The following is a 22,028-nucleotide window of genomic DNA, read 5'->3' on the forward strand; positions in this document are numbered from 1 at the left end:
AGAACATGAAAAAATCAATTTTATCAATTATCGTATTCGCTGTAGCCTTAGTGTTTTCAAACGAAGTAACAGCTCAAAAATTCGCGAATTTAGATAAAAGTCCAATGGATGCAGCTGCTTTTCCTAGTAGTTATAGAATTTCAGATAAAAAAGTAAAAGTTGTTTATAGCCGTCCACAATTAAAAGGAAGATCGTTATCAAAACTAGCTCCTATGGGAAAAGTATGGAGAACAGGAGCTAATGAAGCAGCTGAAATTACATTTTATAAAGAAATAACCTTTGGTGGTAAAAAAGTAAAAGCAGGAACTTATACCTTATTTACAATTCCAGGAGAAAAAGAATGGACTCTTATTTTAAACACAGCCAAAAATGTTTGGGGATCTTACTTTTATAATGAAAGTGAAGATGTAGCTAGAATAACTGCTCCTACTTCCAAATCAGATGAAACAATAGAGGCTTTCTCTATTGCTTTTGATGGTGAAGATGAAGCATTCAATATGTATATTGGGTGGGATAATGTTATTGTTACCGTACCTATAAAAGAGTAAGTAAAAGAATATTTAAAATTAAATAAAAGCATAACCAATTTGGTTATGCTTTTTGCTTTTTAAGTATTATTCTTCTAACCTGTATTTTAATTCAATATTAGAATCCATCAGATAAGTAAATACAATAGAACCAAAATTAATAGGATGCTCTATATGCATTTCAAGAGCTAATGTTAATGAAGATTCACTTCTTGTTAACCAAATATCGTTATAAACATGTACCAGTGTGTCCAATAGTAAATAGTTGTATTCTTCAATATTAATTGAGTTTACAGCTATTTTTTTATCAGGAAGTTGTGTAGGAATAGTATTGGTTTCGTTTGACGAAATAGCTTTTCTAACATTTAAAACAGTATCAATTTCTACAGATGTATGTTTAGCATCAGTAATAGTATTAGTTGCTAAACTCATTTTTACCAATACGTTTTCTGGAATTACAGTTATATCTTTTGGTAGCTGAGGAAGCAAGTTGAATAAAATAGGAACATAGCACTCCCTATATAGCAAAGCATCTAACGTTTCACTAAAGAGTATATGAAACTTTTCAGGTTCAGGGACTTTGAAAGTAACTGCATCTGTATTGTAGTAGTTTGTTACATAATTGGTAAGTTCTAATTTTTGAATAAGGGTTTTGGCATATTCTAGAGACTTATTATTAATTTCTAGTAAAGAAAACTGTACTTCTTCAGGACTAAAAAGTGGAGCAATTAAAGTAACAAATGGGGCATACGGTCCACAACCCGCGTAAAAAATATTGATAGTTTTATCAGGGGGGTTTTGTTGCTTTTCTTTAATCGCCGTCACCATAGCTTTTAAAAACTTCACAGTTCGTTTATAGTCTAACAAACATTGTGCAGCATGATTTAACCCTAAAGCCTTTCCTTTTGCAGTTGTTACGGCTGCTAGGTGCTCCATGTTCTGGTCAAATCCAGTAAGTTGAATTAGTTCACGGAAATAAGAATGTATTTCGTTAATTAAATTTTCAATTTCAGGCTGTTCAAGAGAATCTTTAAGTAAAGTCGATACTTTTTCTTTGATATTGAAAGCAGTTACATTTTCACTCATAGTTTGGTTAGTTGTTAAGTTCTCTAAATTATAAAATACAAGTAGATTATAGTTAAATCATACTGAGTTTTTTGAAGCTTAAATTAGATCGCTTATTCCTTAAAAATAGTTGGTAAAGGTATTTTTTAGCCTCTATAATTGCTTAATTAATATTTTGTAAATGATAACCAAATATTAAACAATCAGAACGCGGAGGAACATTAAAAGTAATTTTAACAGATCCAGCATTAGGATAATATAAATATCTCTCTTATTTCAATTTTAAACCTTGCAAACCTTTTAAGGATTGTGAGGTTTTTGTGTTTATTTAAGTTTATACAAAGTATTAAAAGCACTAAACTTTTTACTTATCAACAATAACTGTAAATTTGCATCCTTTAAAACAAGCGATTACAAATGCAATACAATCACCAAGAGATAGAAAAAAAGTGGCAAAAGTACTGGGCAAATCAAGGTACATTTAAAGCTGAAAATAATTCTGATAAACCAAAATATTATGTGTTAGACATGTTTCCTTATCCATCAGGAGCAGGATTACACGTCGGGCATCCATTAGGGTATATTGCCTCTGATATTTACGCCCGTTACAAACGTCATAAAGGGTTTAATGTATTGCATCCACAAGGATACGATTCTTTCGGGTTACCTGCTGAACAATATGCGATTCAAACAGGACAGCATCCGAAAAATACAACTATTATAAATATTGATGGTTGTTTGAATGAAGAAGGTAAATTAGATGAGAAGTATATTGATGAAGATGGATTTATTAAGGATGAGGCATTAATCAAAAAGGGAGAAAAAATATCTACCAAATTAGAAAATCACTTGGATTTTGTAATAAAGGGTTACAGAAATCAAATGGACAACATCGGATTTTCATTCGATTGGTCTCGTGAAGTCCGTACTTCAAATCCTGAGTATTATAAATGGACGCAGTGGATTTTTATTCAATTGTTCAACTCTTGGTACAATAAAGACACTGATAAAGCAGAAGATATTGCAACTTTAGTAGCCAAATTTGAAGCAGAAGGAAATGCGAATATAAATGCAGTTGCTGATGAAGACATTACTATTTTTTCTGCGGATGAATGGAAGAACTTTTCAGAGAAAGAACAACAAGAAATATTATTACAATACCGTTTAACTTTTTTATCAGATACTGAAGTAAACTGGTGTCCAGCACTAGGAACAGTATTAGCAAATGATGAAATTGTAAATGGAGTTTCAGAACGTGGTGGGCATCCAGTAGTTCGTAAAAAAATGACTCAATGGTCTATGCGAATTTCTGCATACGCACAACGTTTGTTAGACGGATTACAACATATCGATTGGCCACAACCATTAAAAGATTCTCAAACCAACTGGATTGGTCGTTCACAAGGAGCGATGGTTGCTTTTGATGTTGATGGATATGATGCTAAAATAGACGTATTCACAACACGTCCTGATACTATTTTTGGAGTGTCTTTTATGACTTTGGCTCCAGAGCATGACTTGGTAGCGAAAATTACCACTGCAGAACAAAAAGAGGCTGTTGAAGCTTACGTAGAAGCTACAGCAAAACGTTCAGAGCGTGATCGTATGGCAGATGTAAAAACTATTTCAGGAGTGTTTACTGGGGCGTATGCGTTACACCCATTTACAGGAAAGCAAGTGCCTATTTGGATTGGTGATTATGTATTAGCAAGCTACGGTACTGGAGCGGTTATGGCTGTACCATGTGGTGACCAACGTGATTACGATTTTGCAAAACATTTCGGATTAGAGATTCCAAATATTTTTGCAGATGTTGATATTTCTGAAAAAGCAAATGATGCTAAAGATGGAATTAAATTAGCCAATTCTGATTTCTTAGACGGTTTAAACTATAAAAAAGGAATGAAAACTGTAATCTACGAATTAGAAAAACGTGGATTTGGTTACGGAAAGATAAACTATCGTTTACGCGACGCAGTATTTAGCCGTCAGCGTTATTGGGGAGAACCTTTCCCAGTATATTACAAAGACGGAATGCCGCAAATGATTGATGCAAAGCATTTGCCAATCGTATTACCAGAAGTTGAAAAATACTTACCAACTGAAGATGGAAAACCACCATTAGGAAATGCTGATGTTTGGGCGTGGAACTGCGAAACCGCAGAGGTAGTTAGCAACGAACTTATTGATAATATCAAAGTCTTCCCATTAGAATTAAATACCATGCCAGGGTGGGCAGGAAGTTCTTGGTACTTTAACCGCTATATGGATTCGAATAACGAAGGAGAGTTTGTTAGCAAAGAAGCGGTTGACTATTGGAAAGAAGTAGATTTATATATTGGAGGTTCTGAGCATGCTACAGGACACTTATTATATGCACGTTTTTGGCAAAAATTCTTATTTGATAGAGGATTATTACCTGTGGATGAATTTGCTAAAAAACTCATCAACCAAGGAATGATTTTAGGAACTTCTGCTTTTGTGTATAGAGTAGATGTTGATTATAGTTGGAGTCATACAGGTGAAGAGCATAGAACTCCTTCGTTAACCAAACCTATTTTTGTGAGTCATGGCTATTTTAAAAAGTTTAAAGAGTTATACAATTTTATAATAAACTCTGCTGGACTATCTGCTGAAAAAAAGAATGAACTTACAAATGGAAATGGTTATACAAAAGGATTGGCATCTGTAGTTGAAGAAACATCTTTTTATAATATTTTAGATGGAGAGCAGAAGAAAACATTAAACTTATATCATGAAATACTTAATGTAGTAGCAAATGATATACAAAATCAAAACATAGGAGTATTAATACATAAACTTAATTTTTCACCTATTCATACTGACGTTTCTTTTGTAAATGCTTCGGATGAATTAGATACCGAAGCTTTCAGTAATTGGAGGTCAGAATTTAAAGATTCAAAATTCATTTATGAAGAAGATGGAACTTTTAAAGTTTCACGTGAAATTGAAAAAATGTCGAAATCGAAATACAATGTGGTAAATCCAGATTTAATTTGTGAAGAATACGGAGCGGATAGTTTACGTTTATTCGAAATGTTTTTAGGTCCGTTAGAGCAAACTAAGCCTTGGAAAACATCAGGTATTTCAGGAGTGTATTCTTTCCTAAAGAAATTATGGAAATTATTTACTGATGAAAATGGTATCAATGTTTCTGATGCAGAACCAACTAAAGACGAGTTAAAAACCTTACATAAAACCATTAAAAAAGTAGAAGAAGATATAGAGAACTTCTCGTTCAATACGTCAGTTTCTACCTTTATGATTGCAGTAAACGAGTTAACAGCGTTAAAATGTAACAAACGTGCTATTTTAGAACCGTTGTTAGTATTAATTTCTCCATATGCACCACATATCGCAGAAGAATTATGGAGTCAGTTAGGACACAATGAGTCTATTGCAATTGTAGCTTTTCCAATTTTTGAAGAAAAGCACTTGGTAGAAAGCTCGAAGAACTATCCTGTTTCTTTCAATGGTAAAATGCGTTTTACTTTAGAATTACCGTTAGACATGAGCAAAGATGAAATTGAGAAAACAGTCATGGCACATGAAAAAACACAACAACAATTACAAGGAAGAGAGCCTAAAAAAGTAATTATAGTTCCAGGTAAAATTATCAATATTGTAGGATAAACTTACTTTATAATAACTACAAACCCCACAAACAATTAATTGTTTGTGGGGTTTTATTTTTAAACTATATTCGCGCCTGATGAAAAACAAATTAAAATTTAAACGAATGAAAAAGATTTTTAGAATTAGCTATGCGGTTTTAGTGTGTTTAACCCTAGTGATGAGTAGTTGTTCAGATAGTGATAATGATCCAGCTGGAATAGCAAACACAAAATTATCAGGAAAAATACATGGAACAAGTTTTACGGCTGAAGGAGGTAAAGCATTTATGACGGGAAATAATGAGCTTTCAGTACATATTACCAATATTCAAGCAGATTGTAGTTCTGATGTTCTTAATTACGAATTAAAAATTGCAACTTATGTGAAAGCAGAGTTAGGAGTTTATGACAATGTGAATGTAGTTTTTAACAAGAAAGGAGCGAATCCTTTAAACTACCTTCAAGGAGTTGTTGAGGTTGTAAGATTTACGAATAGTGAACTAACTTTAAAAATAAAAGCAAATTCAAGTGCTGATAATATGGTAGAAGGTTTTTTTACGGTTCCTTTTTGTGAGTAATAATAACAATAAACTATTTATTATTTGCTGCTTTTTTATTTTAGGTTATATTAGCGCCTCTAAAAAAATAATAAATATTTAATAAATGAAAAAGTTTTTCAAAATTAGTTATGTAGCTTTAGTATGTTTAACATTGGTAATGACTGGTTGTTCAGATGATGATAATACGGACAACGTAGATACCTCAATACCTAGTACTATTTTAAAAGGTAAAGTTTATGGAAAAGATTTTACTGCCAAAGGGGGAAAGTCATTTGCCTCAGGAAAAGATGGAGAAGTTTCAATTAATATTACAAACGAAGAGGTAGGTTGTGATTCAGATATTTTTGATTATAAGTTAGAAGTTTCTTTATTAGTAGAAGGTAAAGTAGGAACGTATAATGATGTAAATGTTGTTTTCAAAGATGGAGAAGGAAACTTACTTAATGTTTTGGGGTCAAATGTTGAAGTTGTAAGTATTTCAGATTCTAAAATTAATTTAAAAATAGAAGCTGAATCAATCGATAAACAAAATAAAGTATCTGGTTCATTTGAAGTAGAATACTGCAAATAGAGTTTTAAAATATAATTTAGAAAGACTTTTACATTTATGTAAAGGTCTTTTTTTATACGACAAAACCAAAAACTTTTCGCAAATTTGCTTTCCCAAAAAAATAAATATGAAAAAAGTATCCCTTAATAATACTTGGATTTTTGCAATAATCCCAATCGGGATTTTTATTTTCGTAGCGCTTCCACAGTTTCAAAATATGTATGAATCATTTCATAAGCGAGATTTAGAAGTACAGCAAAAAGCACAAGAATTAGACTCGTTACAACAACTTACAAGTCCTACAAGAAAAGATTTAAACAATATAAAACGTCTTGAAATTACCGTTCCAATCCATCAGTTAAGTATAAGTAAACAGCGATATACTTACTATAAAACAGGTGGTATGTTAGCCGTTTTAGCTTTTATGTTTATTGGTATGTTTGGTTCTAGCTATTGGGCAAAAAGAAAGAAAAACTCATCGAGCAATAGGCAAATAGAATTTTCTTTTGATGATTTTACAACTGATGCTATTGGGCAACATGTCTCTTGGAATGCGGTTAAAGGTTCAGGAAGCAATTTTTTAAGTGAACGTTTACGAAAAACAGCTTTTGGATACAAAATTACCTCTAGTGCTTATCTGAAATTTGTAGCTTGGAGTTTCCTTTTAATGGGCTTAAACTATGTAGTTTGGTCGTATATTGAGTTCTTTGAGTTTTCAAAAGAACCATTAACGTTTATGCATGGAGGGAAATTATTTTTTATTTCTGGAGGTCCCTTTGTATTAATAGGGATTTTCTTACTGTTTTCTTTTGGAGCTAAAGCAGTTTTAAACTCTCAAAAGAGAAAAATAGTAGTTGATGGTGAAATAATACCTTTTCAGCAAGTATATGCCTTACAAGTGTTATCAAAATTTGTTCAAGGAAATAAGTCAGGAGGTTATTACTGTTACGAGGTAAATTTAGTTACTCAAGGTGGAGAACGTCATAATTTATTAAACCACGGAGACAAAGAATATTTGTTGAGCGATATGGTAAAAATAAGTAGATTTTTAAAAGTACCTGTTTGGAATAATGGTGTCGTTTAAAACAATTAATAGAATAATTAATAAACTTTTACTAATTTACCACAAATACAAACCATAAACGCTGTTATTATTTTATCCTGTAGAAAAAAAATATCCAATATATGTTACTTTTCCTCAGTAAAAGACATACCAGAAAAGGTTTGGGAAGAGCTTGACTGTGTAGATAATTTATACTTTCAACCAGCGTATTTAGAAGCTTTAGAAAAGAATAATCAGCAAATACAGTTTTCTTATATTTTATTGTTTGATGAAAAAAAAGAAGCAATAGCCTTTGCTACTATTCAATTGGTAGATTTTTATTTAGAAAGTGTTCAAAACGATTTACAATCGGTTGTAGAATGGATACGATGTATGGGGAGGAAACTACATTTATTGTCTCCTCAAAAACCATTTAAAATACTTACATGTGGTAATACTTTTGTAAGTGGAGAGCACGGAATATTCATCAAACCAAATCAAGATAAAAAACAAATTGTAAAACAACTTGCTAAAGCTATTGTAGCCTTTGAAAAAGATATTTCAAAAGAAATAATAGATGCTTTTATGTTGAAAGATTTTGTAAATGAATCTCTTTTTATTACCGATGCATTACATAGCGTGGGGTATAATTCGTTTAATGTAGATCCAAATATGATGTTAACGTTAGATGATAATTGGAATACTTTTGATGATTATTTAGCAGTATTAAAAACAAAGTATAGGGTAAAGGCAAAAAAAGCGTTACAGAAGAGTAGAGACTTACGAACGGAAGAAGTAACTATTGATTCTTTGAAGCAATTATTGCCAAATATGACGTTACTGTATAAAAATGTATCAAACAAGGCGAGTTTTAATTTAGGATATTTTAATATAGAAACGTATATATCTTTAAAAGAAAATTTAAAAGATGACTATGTTATTAAGGTATATTGGTTAGGAGATAAGTTAGTTGGGTTTTTATCAGGAATAAAAAATCAAAACTCATTAGATGCCCATTTTGTAGGAATTGATTATACCGTTAATAAAAGCTATGCTATTTACCAACGAATGTTATACGATTATATATTATTGGGTATAGATAATAATATAAAAACTATAAATTTTGGAAGAACAGCTAGCGAAATAAAAAGTTCAGTAGGAGCAACACCACAGGACTTAACAATTTATTTGCGACATAGAAAAAGCATTCCAAATCGTATTTTAAGCTTATTTTTGAATAGAATTAAACCAACAGAATTCCGGTTAATAAAGCCTTTTAAAACAAAAAAAGTATAAAGAATTAAACCCCTTTTACTGTATTAACAAATGAAAAACACACAAGAATTATTAAATATACTTACCCTTGACGATTTAGGTGAAGGGAATTTTAACGGAGTAAGTAGAGATATAGGAAGTCCAAATGTTTTTGGAGGTCAAGTATTAGCGCAAGCACTAAATGCAGCGTATAGAACAACACCTAAAGAACGTATATTACATTCGTTACACTCGTATTTTTTAGAGGCAGGAAATTTAGAGTTGCCTATAACTTACAATGTGCAAACTATTCGTGATGGAGGTAGTTTCTCTACACGTAGAGTTACAGCACATCAAAAAGATAAAACGATTTTTATACTGTCTTGTTCTTTTCATAAAGAAGAAGAAGGATATGAGCATCAAATGCCTATAAAAAAAGATTTAAAACAACCTGAAGAGTTGTTGAGTTGGACAGATATGTTAGATCAATTTGGAGCTTTTTTACCAAAGAAAATGAAAGATTTTTTAAGTATTGAGCGACCTATTGATTTTAAACCAGTGCAGATCGTAAATCCGTTAGACCGAAAAGATTTACCTCCAGTAGTAGATGTTTGGTTTAAATTAAAAGGAGAAGCTTCTGATTTATCGTTAGGAATTAAACAACAAATATTAACGTATATATCAGACTATAATATTTTAACGGCTTGTTTAAACCCGAATGCAAGCGTAGCTAACTTTGGAAACACACAAATGGCAAGTTTAGACCATTCGATGTGGTTTTATCGTGATTTTGATTTTAATGATTGGATGTTGTTCTCGGTAGAAAGCCCTAATACGAATGGAGCTAGGGGGGTTGCTTGCGGAAATATTTATACAAGGGAAGGTAAACTGATTGCTTCGGTAGCACAAGAAGGTTTAATGCGTCCCATGAAAAAGAAGTAACAATTATAATTTATAAAAATAAAGAAATAAAAAAGCCGAGTTATTAACTCGGCTTTTGCTTGATTAAGCTTCTATTTCTGCTGATTTTGTACTAATATGAAACTCTTCGTAGGTTTCCAGTAAACTCATTAATCCAGAAACTAAATCTTGTGTTTCTATTAAAATACTAAAGTATAATGTAGTATTTTTTGGACTTGTTTCGTCTGTTCTAATACGATCTACTTGTTTTTCAATAGATTTAGATACATCCTTTAATAATTCTTTCTTTTCGTTAATAATATGCTCTAAATTATCGAAACTTCTATTTTCAAAAGTATCTCCAATATCAGCTAATAGTTTAGAAAGTGTATTGTCAATACTTTTAAGATCTTTAATTTGTCCCTTTTTAAGGTGTTTATGGTTGTTATTAACATGCTTGAATGTAGCTCTAGAAATATAGCTAATAGATTGTGCAACGTCTTGTAAATACCCTAAAATTAAAATATAAAATCTACTGGCTTGTACCGAAGTATCGTCTAATGACTTAATAAAGTAGAATACTCCGTCTTTTAAACTATCTATTTCATCGTTTAACTTAGTAACGTGCTTGTCAGTTTTACGCAGTTTTATTAAATCGTGAGTAGCAAGGTCTTTCACAACACTTGAGTATAATTTGTTAATACGATGAGCAACACCAGCAATATGATCTGAGCTTTCTTCAATCACACCATTAATAGTGATTAATTCTGCTCTTTCCATATGTACTTGTTTCTTTTCTTCTTTAGATTTTTTTCTGTGTTGTAAAGTATTTCTTGCAATTAAAAGAGCAACTACTAATAACAATACAGGAATCATTACCATATCCCAGCTAATTAAATAAGCTACTAAAGCAGCTGTTAAGAAAGCTGTAATGGCAGTTAAGAACCACCCACCAATAACATTAATTACACCAGCAACTCTATAAACAGCACTTTCACGTCCCCAAGCTCTATCAGCTAAGGAAGTACCCATTGCTACCATAAATGTTACATAAGTAGTTGATAAAGGCAGCTTCATTGAAGTTGCAATAGAAATTAAAATACCAGCAACAATTAAGTTTACAGATGCTCTTACTAAATCGAAGGCAGGCATTTCATACGTTTTGTCTTTAGGTAATTCAATTACAGGTTTTTGAAACTTAGAATCTATAAAGTTTAAAGCTTTTTTAGGTACAACAAAGCTAATACCAGCATTTATACCCATCGCTGTTCTAACAACAATTCTTGATAATGGATTTGGTTGAAATTTCTCATGCCCGTCTCCTTGACGAGATAAGTCAATACCAGTTTTAATTACGTTTCTTGCTTTACTAGAAGTCCATAAAGTAACCACCATAATGGCTCCTGCTAATAATAATAACCATACGTTAGAAGGTACTTTTTTAGCTAAAATACCCATAGAAAAAGCATCAGGAGCAACACCAGATACTTCCCAAGCTTGGTATGAGTTCCAAGCAGCAATTGGTACACCAATAAAGTTTACTAAATCGTTACCAGAGAACGCCATGGCTAACGAAAAAGTACCAATACCAATAATTAATTTTAATATATTAACTTTTAAAAACTGAATTAAAAGATGAGATACAACACTCCAAAAAATAAAACTCCCAGCTATGATAAGTATAGTGTTTCCTTCAATTAGGTGTTTTACATCACTATAAAAAGGAGTTCCTTTCATTCCTTTGATAATGATAAAATAAGTAATTGCTGTAATTGCAAAACCACCAAATAATGAGTTAATATATGTAGGTCTTTTTTCGAAATTAAATGAATAAATTAAACGAGAAAAGAATTGTACAATGGCTCCTACAGAAAAGGCTACAACTACGGAGAGTAGAATTCCGTTTATAATTTGAATAGCTTTTTGATGATTGATATAAGTCCAAATATCAGAAATAGAATGTGCATCGTTGGCAGCAATTTTAATTAACGAAATACACACTGCTGCACCTAATAATTCAAATACAATAGAAACCGTTGTTGAGGTTGGCATACCTAATGAATTAAAGATATCTAACAGTAAAATATCAGTAATCATAACTGCCATAAAAATAAACATGATATCTTGGAACATAAACATGTTAGGGTTAAAAATACCCTTACGTGCTACTTCCATCATACCGCTTGAGGTAACTGCTCCAAAAAACACCCCAACGCTCGCAATTATCATAATATTTCTTACTTTAATTGCTTTAGAACCGATTGCTGAATTTAAAAAGTTTACAGCATCGTTACTAACTCCCACAACCAAGTCGACAATAGCTAAAACAGCTAAAGCGACTAGCATCAAAATATATGGATCTCCCATTTTTTAGTTTTTAATTAAGTTTTGCAAATTTAGTTACACAAGAATGCTCTCGTGTTATGTTTATGTTATCATTTAAAGATGGATATCTACTTGTAATCTATACATTAATTGATTTGTAGCTGTGGCTACATCTAGGTAACTAATATCGGTTTGTACTTTTAATTTATGACCAACGATGTACTTTGATAATCCTAATGTGTATTGGTTTTCAGTTCCTTTTCCTGTGATGTTTTCGTCTAAAGAAATATTGGTAAAACGACCTGATATTTCCCAGTTTTTAGCAAACAAATATCCTGATTGAAGGTTTAAACCACTTCCTACTTGTACAATTTCACCTGTAGGTGTGCCATCTGAATTTTTTGCAATAGGATCTTTGGCGTCTCTATATGCATATTCGCCCATAAAAGAGAATCCTTTGTATTTAAACATAGCATCCATAAAAAAGGTTGAAATATTTGTTTGATAATATCCTTCATCATTAACCATATAGGTACCTTGATTACTTCTGGTTTTTACGGCATTGTTATTAAAGTCATAACTCATACCAATAGCAAGTTTAGGGGTTTGTTCTCTTTTTAAGTCTCCACCTGTATAATCACCTTTACCTTCAAATTTTCCAAAAGGTAAAAATTCAAGATGAGCAGTATACTGATGTCCTCCTAGGTTACCTACAGTAACATTTCTTCCTTCACCTTGTGAAAAAGCTAATGCTTCTCTTACAATAAACTTATCAGATAAATTAAAATGGTGTCTTAATTGTAGTCCCATATCTCTATCAATATTAAAACGACTGTTTAATAAAGAGCGATCTACTAATTGCATATTTGCAGAAGAAATAATACGTTCTCGGTTTCCTGGTAATTTAGTTTGTCCAAACCATAGCTCGAAGTTTTGATGGAAATTCCACTTTATAAAAGCATCTAAAATATACCTTGGAGCGTTTCCTGTATGTTCTGAAGCACCACTAATATCTCTATTAGATAACCCAAGTTCTATTTTATATTTTAATTTAGGAGAAAAAGCAAATCCATTAAATTTTAAACGAGCTCTTCTAACCAACATTGAAGACGATGGGTTGTATAAGCCGTCTTTGTTAGAATCCCATTCGGCAGTTGCTAAAAATTGCATTCTAGCTCCCATTTTCATAGACCAAGTACTATCTTTTCCTACTAGGTTAAATATACCTTTTCCAAATTTTGGTGCGCTTGTTTGTTGTGCATGTGTGTAAAGTAACACAAACATACTTACAGACGTAAGTATTGTTTTACAGTTCATTAGATGTTGTTTACTAGTTTTTGTCGCGGCAAATAACAAACCTTAATGTTAATTTAGTGTTAACCTAATATTAAAAAACTGCCTTGTTTTCAAGGCAGTATATAGTAAGTCAAATAAATAGTCGACAAAAACTAATAAATTTATAATGACTACTCCTCTTTAGAGGTGAATCAAAAGTATTCTCTTTTTTTAATGTAAATATTAAGTACAATTTAACAAACTGTTATGTGATGTGTGGTTTTGAGTTAATAAAAAGTTACGAAGTTAAATGTAGTTAGTTATTTTTTTAGGTCCTTCAAGAACTGTTCTTGTAATTTGCATGGTGCCATCTTTATTGGTTACTACGTGCCATTTAATAAGGGTTATTTCATTTTTTTCAATCTCTAAACCAGTAATACATCTTGGATGTACACAACTGCCATCATTAAAATGTGGAAGCTCGTTTTCTGATGGAAACCGAGGACGGTGCGTGTGTCCTGTAACAATCATTTGGTTGTTATTGTTTTTAATCCATTCTTCTAAATGTTTCTCTACCTTTATGAGTTCTTTAAAGTTTTGAGCGGGACTTGTAGGGTCTTTAATTCCATGTATTTGTAGTGGTCGCCATAAAACACGAACTAAAAATCTACTAAATTTCCAAAAAGTATAATTGAACCAATCAGCTTGATGACCGTGGAGTAAAAAAATAGACTTCCCATTTTCTTGTATCAATTTAATTGCTTCAGAAAAAGAGGCATTGGGCATTAATTCTTTTTTCTTTCCGTCAATAGTATCATAATAAGAATTAAAGTTTTTAGCAACATTTTTAGGTTTTCTGTAATTCATATCATGATTCCCCCAAATAAAATGTAGCTTGTTTTGTTGATGGAATTTTTGAAGTAATAAGTAGATGTCTTTATTTGCATTGAAAATATTCACGAATTTATTTTCCCAAAGTTCATCACCATCTCCTAATTCTATATAGGTAAATTCTTTTTGAAGGTATTGAGATAAGGCATAGTGATATATTTTTCGATTATGAGCAAAATCATCGGCAAAACTGTTATCACCTCTATGGCAATCAGAAAATAAAATGTATTTAGTATACTTGTTTAAAGGTAGTTTTTTTGCTTTTTTAAAAGCGTTGGTTATTCTATGTTTTGAAAACATTTATAGCGAAAGTTTGTGTACATATAAAGATGCAAAAAAAGGAATATACCACAAAACTTGTTGAGTGATAGAATGAATAAATTTTAGATTTAAGCTTATGGTTAAGTGATAATTAAAAATAATTTCACTCTATAATGTTAATTTTTAATAACTTACGTGAAATTTTAAATTAACATTAATACCCTTCAAAAATGAAAAAAAAGTATTTTCTACTTTCGTTACTATTGCTGTGCCTTAGTTTTTCTACTATTTACAGCCAAGAAAAAATGTTTTATGGTACTATTGAAACCAACGATGCTTTAAAACTACAAAAAGTTGCTCCTTCTGATATTAAAATTCTTTCCTCCACCAATGGTTTTAGTGCAGTAAAGTTAAGTCATCATGCAGCTGAGAAATTGCATCATATGATTTTAACTCATGGTCCTGGGTTTATTTATGAGCCTTCTGAAAAACAAGCTTTACAAACTATTCAGAAACTCCAGAGTAAAAAAAGGTATCAACAGAGAGCATCGTATACTATTAGTGAAGATCAAGTTGTAAATCAAAGTTTGGGCTTGGTGAATAATACAAATATTGCCAATCAAATAGTAGAGCTTGAAAACTATGGTACTAGATATCATACTACACAAAAGGCAAAAGATGCTGTTCAGGATTTAAAACAAAAATGGGAAACTATGGCTAGTGGTAGGTCTGATGTTAGTGTGAGAATAGTTAACCACAGTAGTACTACAATGCCTTCGGTTGTTATGACTATTCAAGGAAGTGATCTTCCTAATGAGTATGTAATTATAGGTGGACATATTGATTCTGTTAGCCCAGAAAGAGAAACGAATGCGCCTGGTGCTGATGATAATGCTTCTGGTATTGCTACAATTACTGAAATGGCTAGAGTACTTTTTGAAATGAATTTTGAACCAAAAAGAACTATAGAGCTTATGGCATTTGCTGCCGAAGAGGTTGGGTTAAGAGGCTCTAAAGAGATTGCTGAAGATTATAAAAATAGAAATGTTAATGTGTTGTCGTATGTGCAGTTTGATATGACGAATTATAAAGGGTCACCAAAGGATGTTTATATTTCTGATGATAGTTATAATAGTAGCACTCTTAATGCTTTTTTAGCTAGTCTTATGGATCATTATAATGCTTCAGGAAGTCATCAATTTACTTACGATTATACACGATGTAATTACGGTTGTTCCGATCATTATAGTTGGGCACAACAAGGATATGATGCTGCTTTTCCTTTTGAGGCTTCTTTTAATGATTCAAGCCCTTATATTCATACTGTAAATGATACATCTAGTAGGTTTCCAACTGCCAATGCTACGCACGCAGCAAAGTTTGCTAAACTTGGTTTAGAGTATTTAATTGAGGTAGCGAAAAGTAAAGGAAGTGTTAGTGTACCAACAACGTATTGTGAATCAAAAGGAAATAATGTAAATGATGAATATATTCAGAATGTAACACTTGGGGCTATTAATAATAATTCAGGAGCTTCTAATGGATATGAGGATTTTACTAGTATTTCTACTAATTTAGAGCAAGGTAGTTCTAATACTATTACTGTTACTCCTAAATGGACAGGTACTGTTTACAAAGAGGGATATGCTGTTTGGATTGATTATAATCAGGATTCTGATTTTGAAGATAGTGGAGAGCAAGTGTGGGTTAAAAGTGCTTCTTCTGATAGTTCTGTTAATGGTACGTTTACCGTACCTACTACTGCAAAACTAGGTAATACAAGAATGAGGGTGTCTATGCGATACAATAATACTCCTGCTTCTTGTGGTTCATTTGATTACGGTGAGGTTGAAGATTATACTATAACTATTATTGAGGGTGATGGAGGGACTACTACTAATATTTGTGATGGGGTGCCTGAATATGATTCTTCTCAAAATTACCAGGTTGGTGATAGGGTTGTTTATTTTAATGTTTTGTATGAGAGAACTTCAAATGGATGGAATAATATTGGAAATTGTGGTAGTGCTAAAGCCTCTAATTTAAATACGGAACGTGTTTTAGTAAATGATAAGGATGTAATTGTTTTTTCACCTAATCCTATTGAGGATAGTTTTATGGTTTTACAAGTAAATAATGAGCTGTGGAAAAATAGAGAGGTTGCTATTTATAATGCTAACGGAAGGTTGCTTACGAAAGTAAAAATGAGTTCTAGAAATAATAATGTAGATGTTTCAAAATTATCAGCAGGAATTTATTTTGTGTCTTTAGATGATACAGGGAAAAGGTATACTAAGCAATTAGTTAAAAAATAGGTTTTACAAAGTGTAAAAATAAAACTTTAAGTTAGTATAATTATTATTGCAACTTCTTTATCTATTATTTAAGTTTATAGTTTTATAAATGTTTGTGATAAAAATAACATTGTAGTAAGCTACAATATTAAAGAAGTTATAAAAAGTATAATTGAAGTATGTAAAATAATAAATTCAGTTAACTTAACTATTTTTACCATTCATAAAAAAAATACTGCAGTTGCACAAAGTGTAACTGCAGTTTGCTTTAATAATAAAGCTATTAGTTATTTTCTTATAACTTTAAATTCTAACCCACTTATTTGTTTGTATTTAGGGCTTTTGGTGCCGAATATACTTTTTACGTAAAGTTTTACTTCTTTTGATGTTTGTACTAAGCCTGTTAATGGATTGTATAGTGTGTTGTTTCTTTGAATCATTGCATTGCTGTACTGTGTATAGGCATTAATTAGCTTTGTGTTGTTTTCTTGTAACTGGTTAAGTTTAGCTTGTAATGAAGTTGTTTTTAGTTCTTCTTCGTTTGGGTTGTAAATGGTATTTTGTACTAAAATTTGTATGAGGTTTGCAAAGTGGTTGATTAACTGATCGTAAGATTGTTGTGAGGTGGAAATTGTTTTGTTTGTTGACTCTTCTATTGTTTTTTCTTTTTCTACTGTTGTTTTTTTTGACGACCCTTGTAGTTTTCTGTTAATTGTTTTTGCATTTTGAATAGCTAAGGCATCTGCGCCAGATACTATAAAACTATTAAGTGTTTTTGTTGCTAGTGTTTTTAAGTTTGCAAACGCATTTTTACGATTGTTCACTGCGTTACTATACGCTGCTTTTGCGGTGGCTACTTCTTCTAATTTTTCTGAGGCAGTGGTATATAGTTTTTCTAATTCAGTAATAGTTAACCGTGTATTTACTGGGTTATACGTTTCTGCATATCCTTTACAAAAAGATATTAGTTCTTGAAAGTTAGCTACATTTTTTGCATGACCTGTTTCTGAAATTGATGCCATAAGATTGTAATTTTAAGTTATTATATTGTTTTTTGCTTAACCTTATGGGTTATAAAGTATGTTAATTTTTATTGTATATAGCAATTTAAATACAAAAGCAATTTTTATAACTTCTTTTTGTTAAGCACTTTAAATATAGTAGTTTTTTTAAATTATTTTTCTATCTATTTTTTTGCTCTTATTTTATTTCTATTAAATTTGTTATCAATGTTTTTATGTAGAGGCTGTTAAGTTTCTGTATAACAGTATTTAGCTATAAAGAAAATTACTATGAATATAAAAGCCAAACTCTTTGTGTGCGGAGAGGAACGAGAATTAATTGCTACTAGTTTAAATTACATTCGCCTTACCGATTGGAATGGTAAACCTACATCAGCCCTAATGGGAGGTGCTTTTACGGTTACTTTTAAACCAGAAATGTACGATGATGCCTTTATTGAATGGATTATAGCCGATAGAAAGGACAATAAAAAAATACGTCATCCTTTTAATCTTTATTTATTAAGAGATGGAAAAGTGGTTTTTTATGAAGATGATTTTGATGGTGTAGAGCTATTCCAATACAATTTTCAAGACGGTGTACTTATAAATTACCATGAGATTTTTGATAATCAAAAAGGTATGCAGGTTACCTTAACCATATCGCCTGCAATGCAAGACTATCGTTTTTTTAACAATAGTACCGATTGGCGTAGAAAAAGTAAAACTCGTTATATAAAACCGTGGCAAGAGAGTTTTATACCACCTATAGAAGATACTCCTTATAAAGCGAAAGAGAATAATGAATCGATAAAGAAACCTCAAATAGTTGATTTCTATTATACGGATGAAAACAACAAGAAAGGAACAAAACTAACTTATGGAGAAAAAGCCTATTTAGTTTTAGAAAGTAAAAATATGGTTGGAGAAACTGTAGATTTAAAATTAAATGATAAGGTTATTGATTTCACCTATAATAACAAGAGAATTAAAAATAATACGATAGAAGGGTATAAAATAAAATCAGATACAGATAAAATCCCTGTATTTGTAATATCTGAAGATAACGAAGAATTAGATTAAAAAAGACTATGAAAGTATCAGAAAATAAAAATGAAACAAATATCATTCACATTAATGATAATAAAACTGTTTTAAATCAAATCAAACATGAATTTATTAATGTAGGGGAAACATTAGCACAAGTAAAATATAATACTTCGGTAAAGGTGTCGGAAAAAGGAACTGTTATAGTTAGTCAATTTAAGCAAGAAATATCCTCAAGAGGAGACGAAGTATTCTATTTTAGCAATGATACAGCAATTTTTGAAGGAGGTATAAAAGAAGCAAAAAGTGCTTTTGAAAAAGTTGATTTTGATAAATTAAATCTCTCATTAATTCAGCCTAGTTTTACTGTTGTAAAACCTTTAAAATGGGATAATAACAACAATTACGAGAGTAATGAACCTATTTCTTGGAGCGAGTGGGGTAGTGCTGTGGAAAAAGCATTAGATGAACTAAGTTTAAATCGAGAAGAGGATGTATTCTCTGAATGTATAGATAATGTTATTTTACTTGCTAGAGGAAAATATAAAAAGACAAATGAAAATAAATTGAAACGATTCTTCAACAATTTATTTAAATAAAGTGTTTAGAATATAAAATAAACAAGTTCAAAACATTATAGATAGAATAAAATGAGTGAAAATAAATTTCAAGTTATTTATAAAGGTAAAGTAGAAAAAGAAACTACTATCCCTGTTCAAGATATTGACAGAGAAATAAAAGACCAAAAAAAAGGAACAAACATTGTTAAAGTTAATGAAGAAGGAACTTCATTAATGCAAGTAAAACATGAGTTTGTTAATGTAGGTGAAAGTATTGCTCAGATTAAGTATAATACAGCTGCAACGGTAACTGAAAGAGGAACAATTGTGGTTAGTCAGTTTAAGCAAGAAGTAACTTCGAGAGGTGAAGAGGTTTGGTATTATAAAAACTCTAATGGAACTTTTGAAGGAACTTTAGCAGAGGCTAAAGTAGCTTTTCCAGATGTAGACTTTGGAGAATTAAAATTACCAGATAAACAATATGTAGACAATCCCGAATTTAGGAATAATTCAATTATACCAAGCTCTCAGCCTCTACAATGGGAGACCATTAATGAATATGATGGAGAAAAAGAAGGGAAACCAACCACTTGGGATAAATGGATGGATGCAACACAAACTGCTTTAGATATTGTGGGTATGATTCCTGCTGTTGGAGAAGTAGCAGATTGTATTAATGGAGTTATATCACTTGCTAGAGGAAACTATGCTGATGCTGCCTTAAGTTTTGCAGCAATGATTCCTTTTTTTGGAACTACTGCAACAGCAGCAAAAATTGTAAAAAAAGCAAAAGCTCTAAAAAAGATAACAAAAGCCGATGAAGCAAAAGGGGTATACGACTTGATTGTTAAAAATGGAGATGATATACAAGGGTATGTAGGACAGTCTGGTAATGTCTTTCAACGTTTTACTCAACATTTTAATCCAAAAAGAGGTAAATTACTGCATAACGTTGTTGAGAGCGGCTCTGTAATTCATAAAATGAAAGGTTCTACAAAGCTTGAAAGAGAAATTTATGAACAATACATTATTTTAGAGAAATATGGTGGAGATATAACTAAAAAAGGAAGTAGCGAACTACATAAACTTTTAAACAAAGTAAATCCAGTTGGTGGTAGATTTAAATTAAACACTGATGCTGGAAAAGAATTATTTAATGAAAAAGCGTTAGAAGTTGCAAAAAAATATAATTTACCAACAAAATTTGACCCAATAACTTTTTAAACTATGTATTTATCAGGATTTAAACACTCTCCATATTTAATGATTAAACCAGATTCGGATTTAGAAAATATAAATCCTGATTTTTTGAAAAACAAATATACTGTCAGACTTTCTGGTAAATTTGAGAATAAGTTTTTAAAAGAGTTTATAGAAAAATTTAAAACAGTTAAAAATTTAGATATTGGAAATAAATATGGTGGAAATAAAGACAACTCATTTGTTTATAAATTATCATGTTTAGAAGGACTAGTTATTCCCTTATACAAAGACACTGATTTTATTTTAGATTGTAAGAAATTACCAAAATCACTTTATTCATTGCATCTTCAAGTCTATTCAAAGAAAAAAATCATAAATATTGAAGCATTAAACAATACTAATTTACAACACTTAACCATTTCAGATTACGATGAAAAAGATTTAACTAAATTAAGTGCGTTAACCAATTTGAAAAGTCTAAGTTTTAAAACAGCAAAAATAAAGTCTTTAAAAGGTATTGAAACTTTAACCAATTTAAAGTGTGTGTCTTTTGGTGGTGTTAGAAGTTTAATAGACATTTCAGATATAACAACTTTACAAAAGTTAAAATATTTAGAATTTGATATTTGTTGGAAATTGCAAGACTTTAGCTCTATTGGAGAGTTAAAAGAATTAGAGGTTTTAAAACTTTTAGATTGTAAAAATTTAGCGTCTATTAAGTTTATTAAAGGTATGCCTAACTTAAGACAATTATATACTTTAGGAACGACTATTATAAACGATTTTGATACGACTCCTGCTGAAAATATGCCTGTATTTTTTGGAAGTCAATATAAAAAGTACAACAAACAATATCCTGAAAAAGAAATACAGGAAGGACAAAAATCTTGGAGTAGTTATTTATAGTTAGTGTTTAGTTTTAACTATTCATTATGTTGATACTCGAAAAAAAACTGCTACAGATGAAAAAGAATATAGATAAACAAATAGAGAAACTTATCAATCCATCTGTAGTTTTAAGAATAGATGGTTTAAGTAAATCAAACCCTGAGTATGATTTATATTTTTTTAGTACTCTACTGCTTTGTATATGGGAAAGTCTCTATAATAAAGATTTGAATCCCTCTTATCATATAAAAGATTCTGTTGGAAATATATATTTTAATGAAGAATTACGAATCAAGATAAATAATGGGGTTAATACAATTGTAAAAACAGCAAAAGGATTAAGGTTAGAAAAGAAGTCAAAGCCTTTTTTTATGAGCGTATATGATTATTTATATATAGAAGACTCAAGTAGTAATAAGTTATATTGTTATAGCAAAGAGCTTATGGGATCTGGTCTGTTTAACAGTAGTATGTTTTCAGTTGAATTAAAAAAGCCTATAGATGAATTAACGCAAGAGGATTATTATAGTTTTCTAGGGAAAAACTTTAAAGAGCTTGGTGGTCGATTAATAAAAGGCAAAGAAGAAAAAGTGTTTTTAACTTTACATAGTTATCATAAAAATAAAAACGTGTGGAAAACTCATCTACTTACATTTTGATAAATATTTTGTGATTATTTAATAAACTAAGAGTATAAATGTAGTGTGGTTTACCTAAAAAAACAACCCAAGTATTCAATACTTGGGTTGT

At 30.8% G+C, this 22,028-nt stretch carries 18 protein-coding genes; 13 read left to right on the plus strand and 5 right to left on the minus strand.

The genetic code is table 11. The features are described 5' to 3' along the window. Positions 1–5: 5 nt before the first annotated feature. Positions 6–548: a DUF2911 domain-containing protein gene (locus tag MK851_RS02615; protein ID WP_320241151.1), complete on the plus strand. Its 543-nt coding sequence runs from the start codon at positions 6–8 to the stop codon at positions 546–548. Positions 549–614: 66 nt separating this feature from the next. On the opposite strand, the gene MK851_RS02620 is transcribed toward MK851_RS02615, so the two are convergent. Continuing rightward, the gene (locus MK851_RS02620) at positions 615–1,613 is read right to left on the minus strand and encodes a phytanoyl-CoA dioxygenase (protein ID WP_320241153.1); all 999 of its coding nucleotides are present in this window, start codon (positions 1,611–1,613) and stop codon (positions 615–617) included. Between the two features lie 396 nt (positions 1,614–2,009). On the opposite strand from MK851_RS02620, the gene MK851_RS02625 reads away from it, so the two are divergent. From MK851_RS02625 to MK851_RS02650, 6 genes are all read left to right on the plus strand, one after another. Beyond that, positions 2,010–5,246 (plus strand): leucine--tRNA ligase, encoded by a 3,237-nt coding sequence (locus MK851_RS02625; RefSeq protein ID WP_320241154.1) that lies wholly within the window; start codon positions 2,010–2,012, stop codon positions 5,244–5,246. A gap of 106 nt (positions 5,247–5,352) precedes the next feature. Further along, positions 5,353–5,805, plus strand: a complete 453-nt coding sequence (locus MK851_RS02630) for a hypothetical protein (protein WP_320241157.1) — start codon at positions 5,353–5,355, stop codon at positions 5,803–5,805. Positions 5,806–5,890: 85 nt separating this feature from the next. Next, positions 5,891–6,358 (plus strand): hypothetical protein, encoded by a 468-nt coding sequence (locus tag MK851_RS02635; RefSeq protein ID WP_320241159.1) that lies wholly within the window; start codon positions 5,891–5,893, stop codon positions 6,356–6,358. A gap of 106 nt (positions 6,359–6,464) precedes the next feature. Beyond that, positions 6,465–7,421: a hypothetical protein gene (locus tag MK851_RS02640; RefSeq protein WP_320241161.1), complete on the plus strand. Its 957-nt coding sequence runs from the start codon at positions 6,465–6,467 to the stop codon at positions 7,419–7,421. A 240-nt stretch (positions 7,422–7,661) separates the two neighbouring features. Then, on the plus strand, positions 7,662–8,675 hold the full coding sequence (locus MK851_RS02645) for a GNAT family N-acetyltransferase (protein WP_320241163.1): 1,014 nt from the start codon (positions 7,662–7,664) through the stop codon (positions 8,673–8,675). A 30-nt stretch (positions 8,676–8,705) separates the two neighbouring features. Further along, positions 8,706–9,575 carry an acyl-CoA thioesterase II gene (locus MK851_RS02650; RefSeq protein WP_320241165.1) on the plus strand — a complete coding sequence of 290 codons (870 nt, stop codon included), beginning with the start codon at positions 8,706–8,708 and terminating at the stop codon, positions 9,573–9,575. 63 nt (positions 9,576–9,638) lie between these two features. Here MK851_RS02650 and MK851_RS02655 read toward each other — a convergent pair whose 3' ends face one another. The 3 genes from MK851_RS02655 to MK851_RS02665 all read right to left on the minus strand — a co-directional run bounded on the left by MK851_RS02655 (position 9,639) and on the right by MK851_RS02665 (position 14,324). Continuing rightward, complete coding sequence (locus tag MK851_RS02655; protein WP_320241167.1) at positions 9,639–11,900, minus strand: inorganic phosphate transporter; 2,262 nt, start codon at positions 11,898–11,900, stop codon at positions 9,639–9,641. Positions 11,901–11,972: 72 nt separating this feature from the next. Continuing rightward, positions 11,973–13,175, minus strand: coding sequence for a porin (locus tag MK851_RS02660; protein ID WP_303505375.1), 1,203 nt, complete (start codon positions 13,173–13,175; stop codon positions 11,973–11,975). Between the two features lie 264 nt (positions 13,176–13,439). Next, positions 13,440–14,324, minus strand: coding sequence for a metallophosphoesterase (locus tag MK851_RS02665; protein WP_320241170.1), 885 nt, complete (start codon positions 14,322–14,324; stop codon positions 13,440–13,442). 191 nt (positions 14,325–14,515) lie between these two features. Here MK851_RS02665 and MK851_RS02670 point away from each other — a divergent pair, with 191 nt between their 5' ends. Next, entirely contained in the window at positions 14,516–16,600 is a 2,085-nt protein-coding gene (locus MK851_RS02670) for a M20/M25/M40 family metallo-hydrolase (protein ID WP_303505379.1), read from the plus strand. Positions 16,601–16,866: 266 nt separating this feature from the next. On the opposite strand, the gene MK851_RS02675 is transcribed toward MK851_RS02670, so the two are convergent. Continuing rightward, a complete protein-coding gene (locus MK851_RS02675; protein ID WP_320241174.1) occupies positions 16,867–17,601 on the minus strand; it encodes a hypothetical protein in 735 nt (244 codons plus the stop codon). Between the two features lie 270 nt (positions 17,602–17,871). On the opposite strand from MK851_RS02675, the gene tssD reads away from it, so the two are divergent. From tssD to MK851_RS02700, 5 genes are read left to right on the plus strand one after another with little or no spacing between them, the layout of a single operon-like run. After that, entirely contained in the window at positions 17,872–18,663 is a 792-nt protein-coding gene (gene tssD, locus MK851_RS02680) for a type VI secretion system tube protein TssD (protein ID WP_320241176.1), read from the plus strand. 8 nt (positions 18,664–18,671) lie between these two features. Further along, positions 18,672–19,226 (plus strand): hypothetical protein, encoded by a 555-nt coding sequence (locus tag MK851_RS02685; protein ID WP_320241179.1) that lies wholly within the window; start codon positions 18,672–18,674, stop codon positions 19,224–19,226. A gap of 51 nt (positions 19,227–19,277) precedes the next feature. Next, positions 19,278–20,411, plus strand: coding sequence for a GIY-YIG nuclease family protein (locus MK851_RS02690; protein WP_320241181.1), 1,134 nt, complete (start codon positions 19,278–19,280; stop codon positions 20,409–20,411). 3 nt (positions 20,412–20,414) lie between these two features. Beyond that, the gene (locus MK851_RS02695; protein ID WP_320241183.1) at positions 20,415–21,296 is read left to right on the plus strand and encodes a hypothetical protein; all 882 of its coding nucleotides are present in this window, start codon (positions 20,415–20,417) and stop codon (positions 21,294–21,296) included. Between the two features lie 56 nt (positions 21,297–21,352). Continuing rightward, positions 21,353–21,937, plus strand: a complete 585-nt coding sequence (locus MK851_RS02700; protein WP_320241185.1) for a hypothetical protein — start codon at positions 21,353–21,355, stop codon at positions 21,935–21,937. Positions 21,938–22,028: the final 91 nt, after the last annotated feature.

This window comes from Tenacibaculum sp. 1B UA (assembly GCF_033978845.1).
Lineage (GTDB): Bacteria > Bacteroidota > Bacteroidia > Flavobacteriales > Flavobacteriaceae > Polaribacter.

Bases quoted from the DNA above. Each gene is read 5' to 3' on its own strand.
- tssD (WP_320241176.1), top strand. From the start codon at position 17,872: ATGAATATAAAAGCCAAACTCTTTGTGTGCGGAGAGGAACGAGAATTA.
- MK851_RS02650 (WP_320241165.1), top strand. From the start codon at position 8,706: ATGAAAAACACACAAGAATTATTAAATATACTTACCCTTGACGATTTA.
- MK851_RS02690 (WP_320241181.1), top strand. From the start codon at position 19,278: ATGAGTGAAAATAAATTTCAAGTTATTTATAAAGGTAAAGTAGAAAAA.
- MK851_RS02620 (WP_320241153.1), bottom strand. From the start codon at position 1,613: ATGAGTGAAAATGTAACTGCTTTCAATATCAAAGAAAAAGTATCGACT.
- MK851_RS02660 (WP_303505375.1), bottom strand. From the start codon at position 13,175: ATGAACTGTAAAACAATACTTACGTCTGTAAGTATGTTTGTGTTACTT.
- MK851_RS02635 (WP_320241159.1), top strand. From the start codon at position 5,891: ATGAAAAAGTTTTTCAAAATTAGTTATGTAGCTTTAGTATGTTTAACA.
- MK851_RS02695 (WP_320241183.1), top strand. From the start codon at position 20,415: ATGTATTTATCAGGATTTAAACACTCTCCATATTTAATGATTAAACCA.
- MK851_RS02665 (WP_320241170.1), bottom strand. From the start codon at position 14,324: ATGTTTTCAAAACATAGAATAACCAACGCTTTTAAAAAAGCAAAAAAA.
- MK851_RS02685 (WP_320241179.1), top strand. From the start codon at position 18,672: ATGAAAGTATCAGAAAATAAAAATGAAACAAATATCATTCACATTAAT.
- MK851_RS02625 (WP_320241154.1), top strand. From the start codon at position 2,010: ATGCAATACAATCACCAAGAGATAGAAAAAAAGTGGCAAAAGTACTGG.
- MK851_RS02700 (WP_320241185.1), top strand. From the start codon at position 21,353: ATGAAAAAGAATATAGATAAACAAATAGAGAAACTTATCAATCCATCT.
- MK851_RS02630 (WP_320241157.1), top strand. From the start codon at position 5,353: ATGAAAAAGATTTTTAGAATTAGCTATGCGGTTTTAGTGTGTTTAACC.
- MK851_RS02675 (WP_320241174.1), bottom strand. From the start codon at position 17,601: ATGGCATCAATTTCAGAAACAGGTCATGCAAAAAATGTAGCTAACTTT.
- MK851_RS02615 (WP_320241151.1), top strand. From the start codon at position 6: ATGAAAAAATCAATTTTATCAATTATCGTATTCGCTGTAGCCTTAGTG.
- MK851_RS02655 (WP_320241167.1), bottom strand. From the start codon at position 11,900: ATGGGAGATCCATATATTTTGATGCTAGTCGCTTTAGCTGTTTTAGCT.
- MK851_RS02640 (WP_320241161.1), top strand. From the start codon at position 6,465: ATGAAAAAAGTATCCCTTAATAATACTTGGATTTTTGCAATAATCCCA.
- MK851_RS02670 (WP_303505379.1), top strand. From the start codon at position 14,516: ATGAAAAAAAAGTATTTTCTACTTTCGTTACTATTGCTGTGCCTTAGT.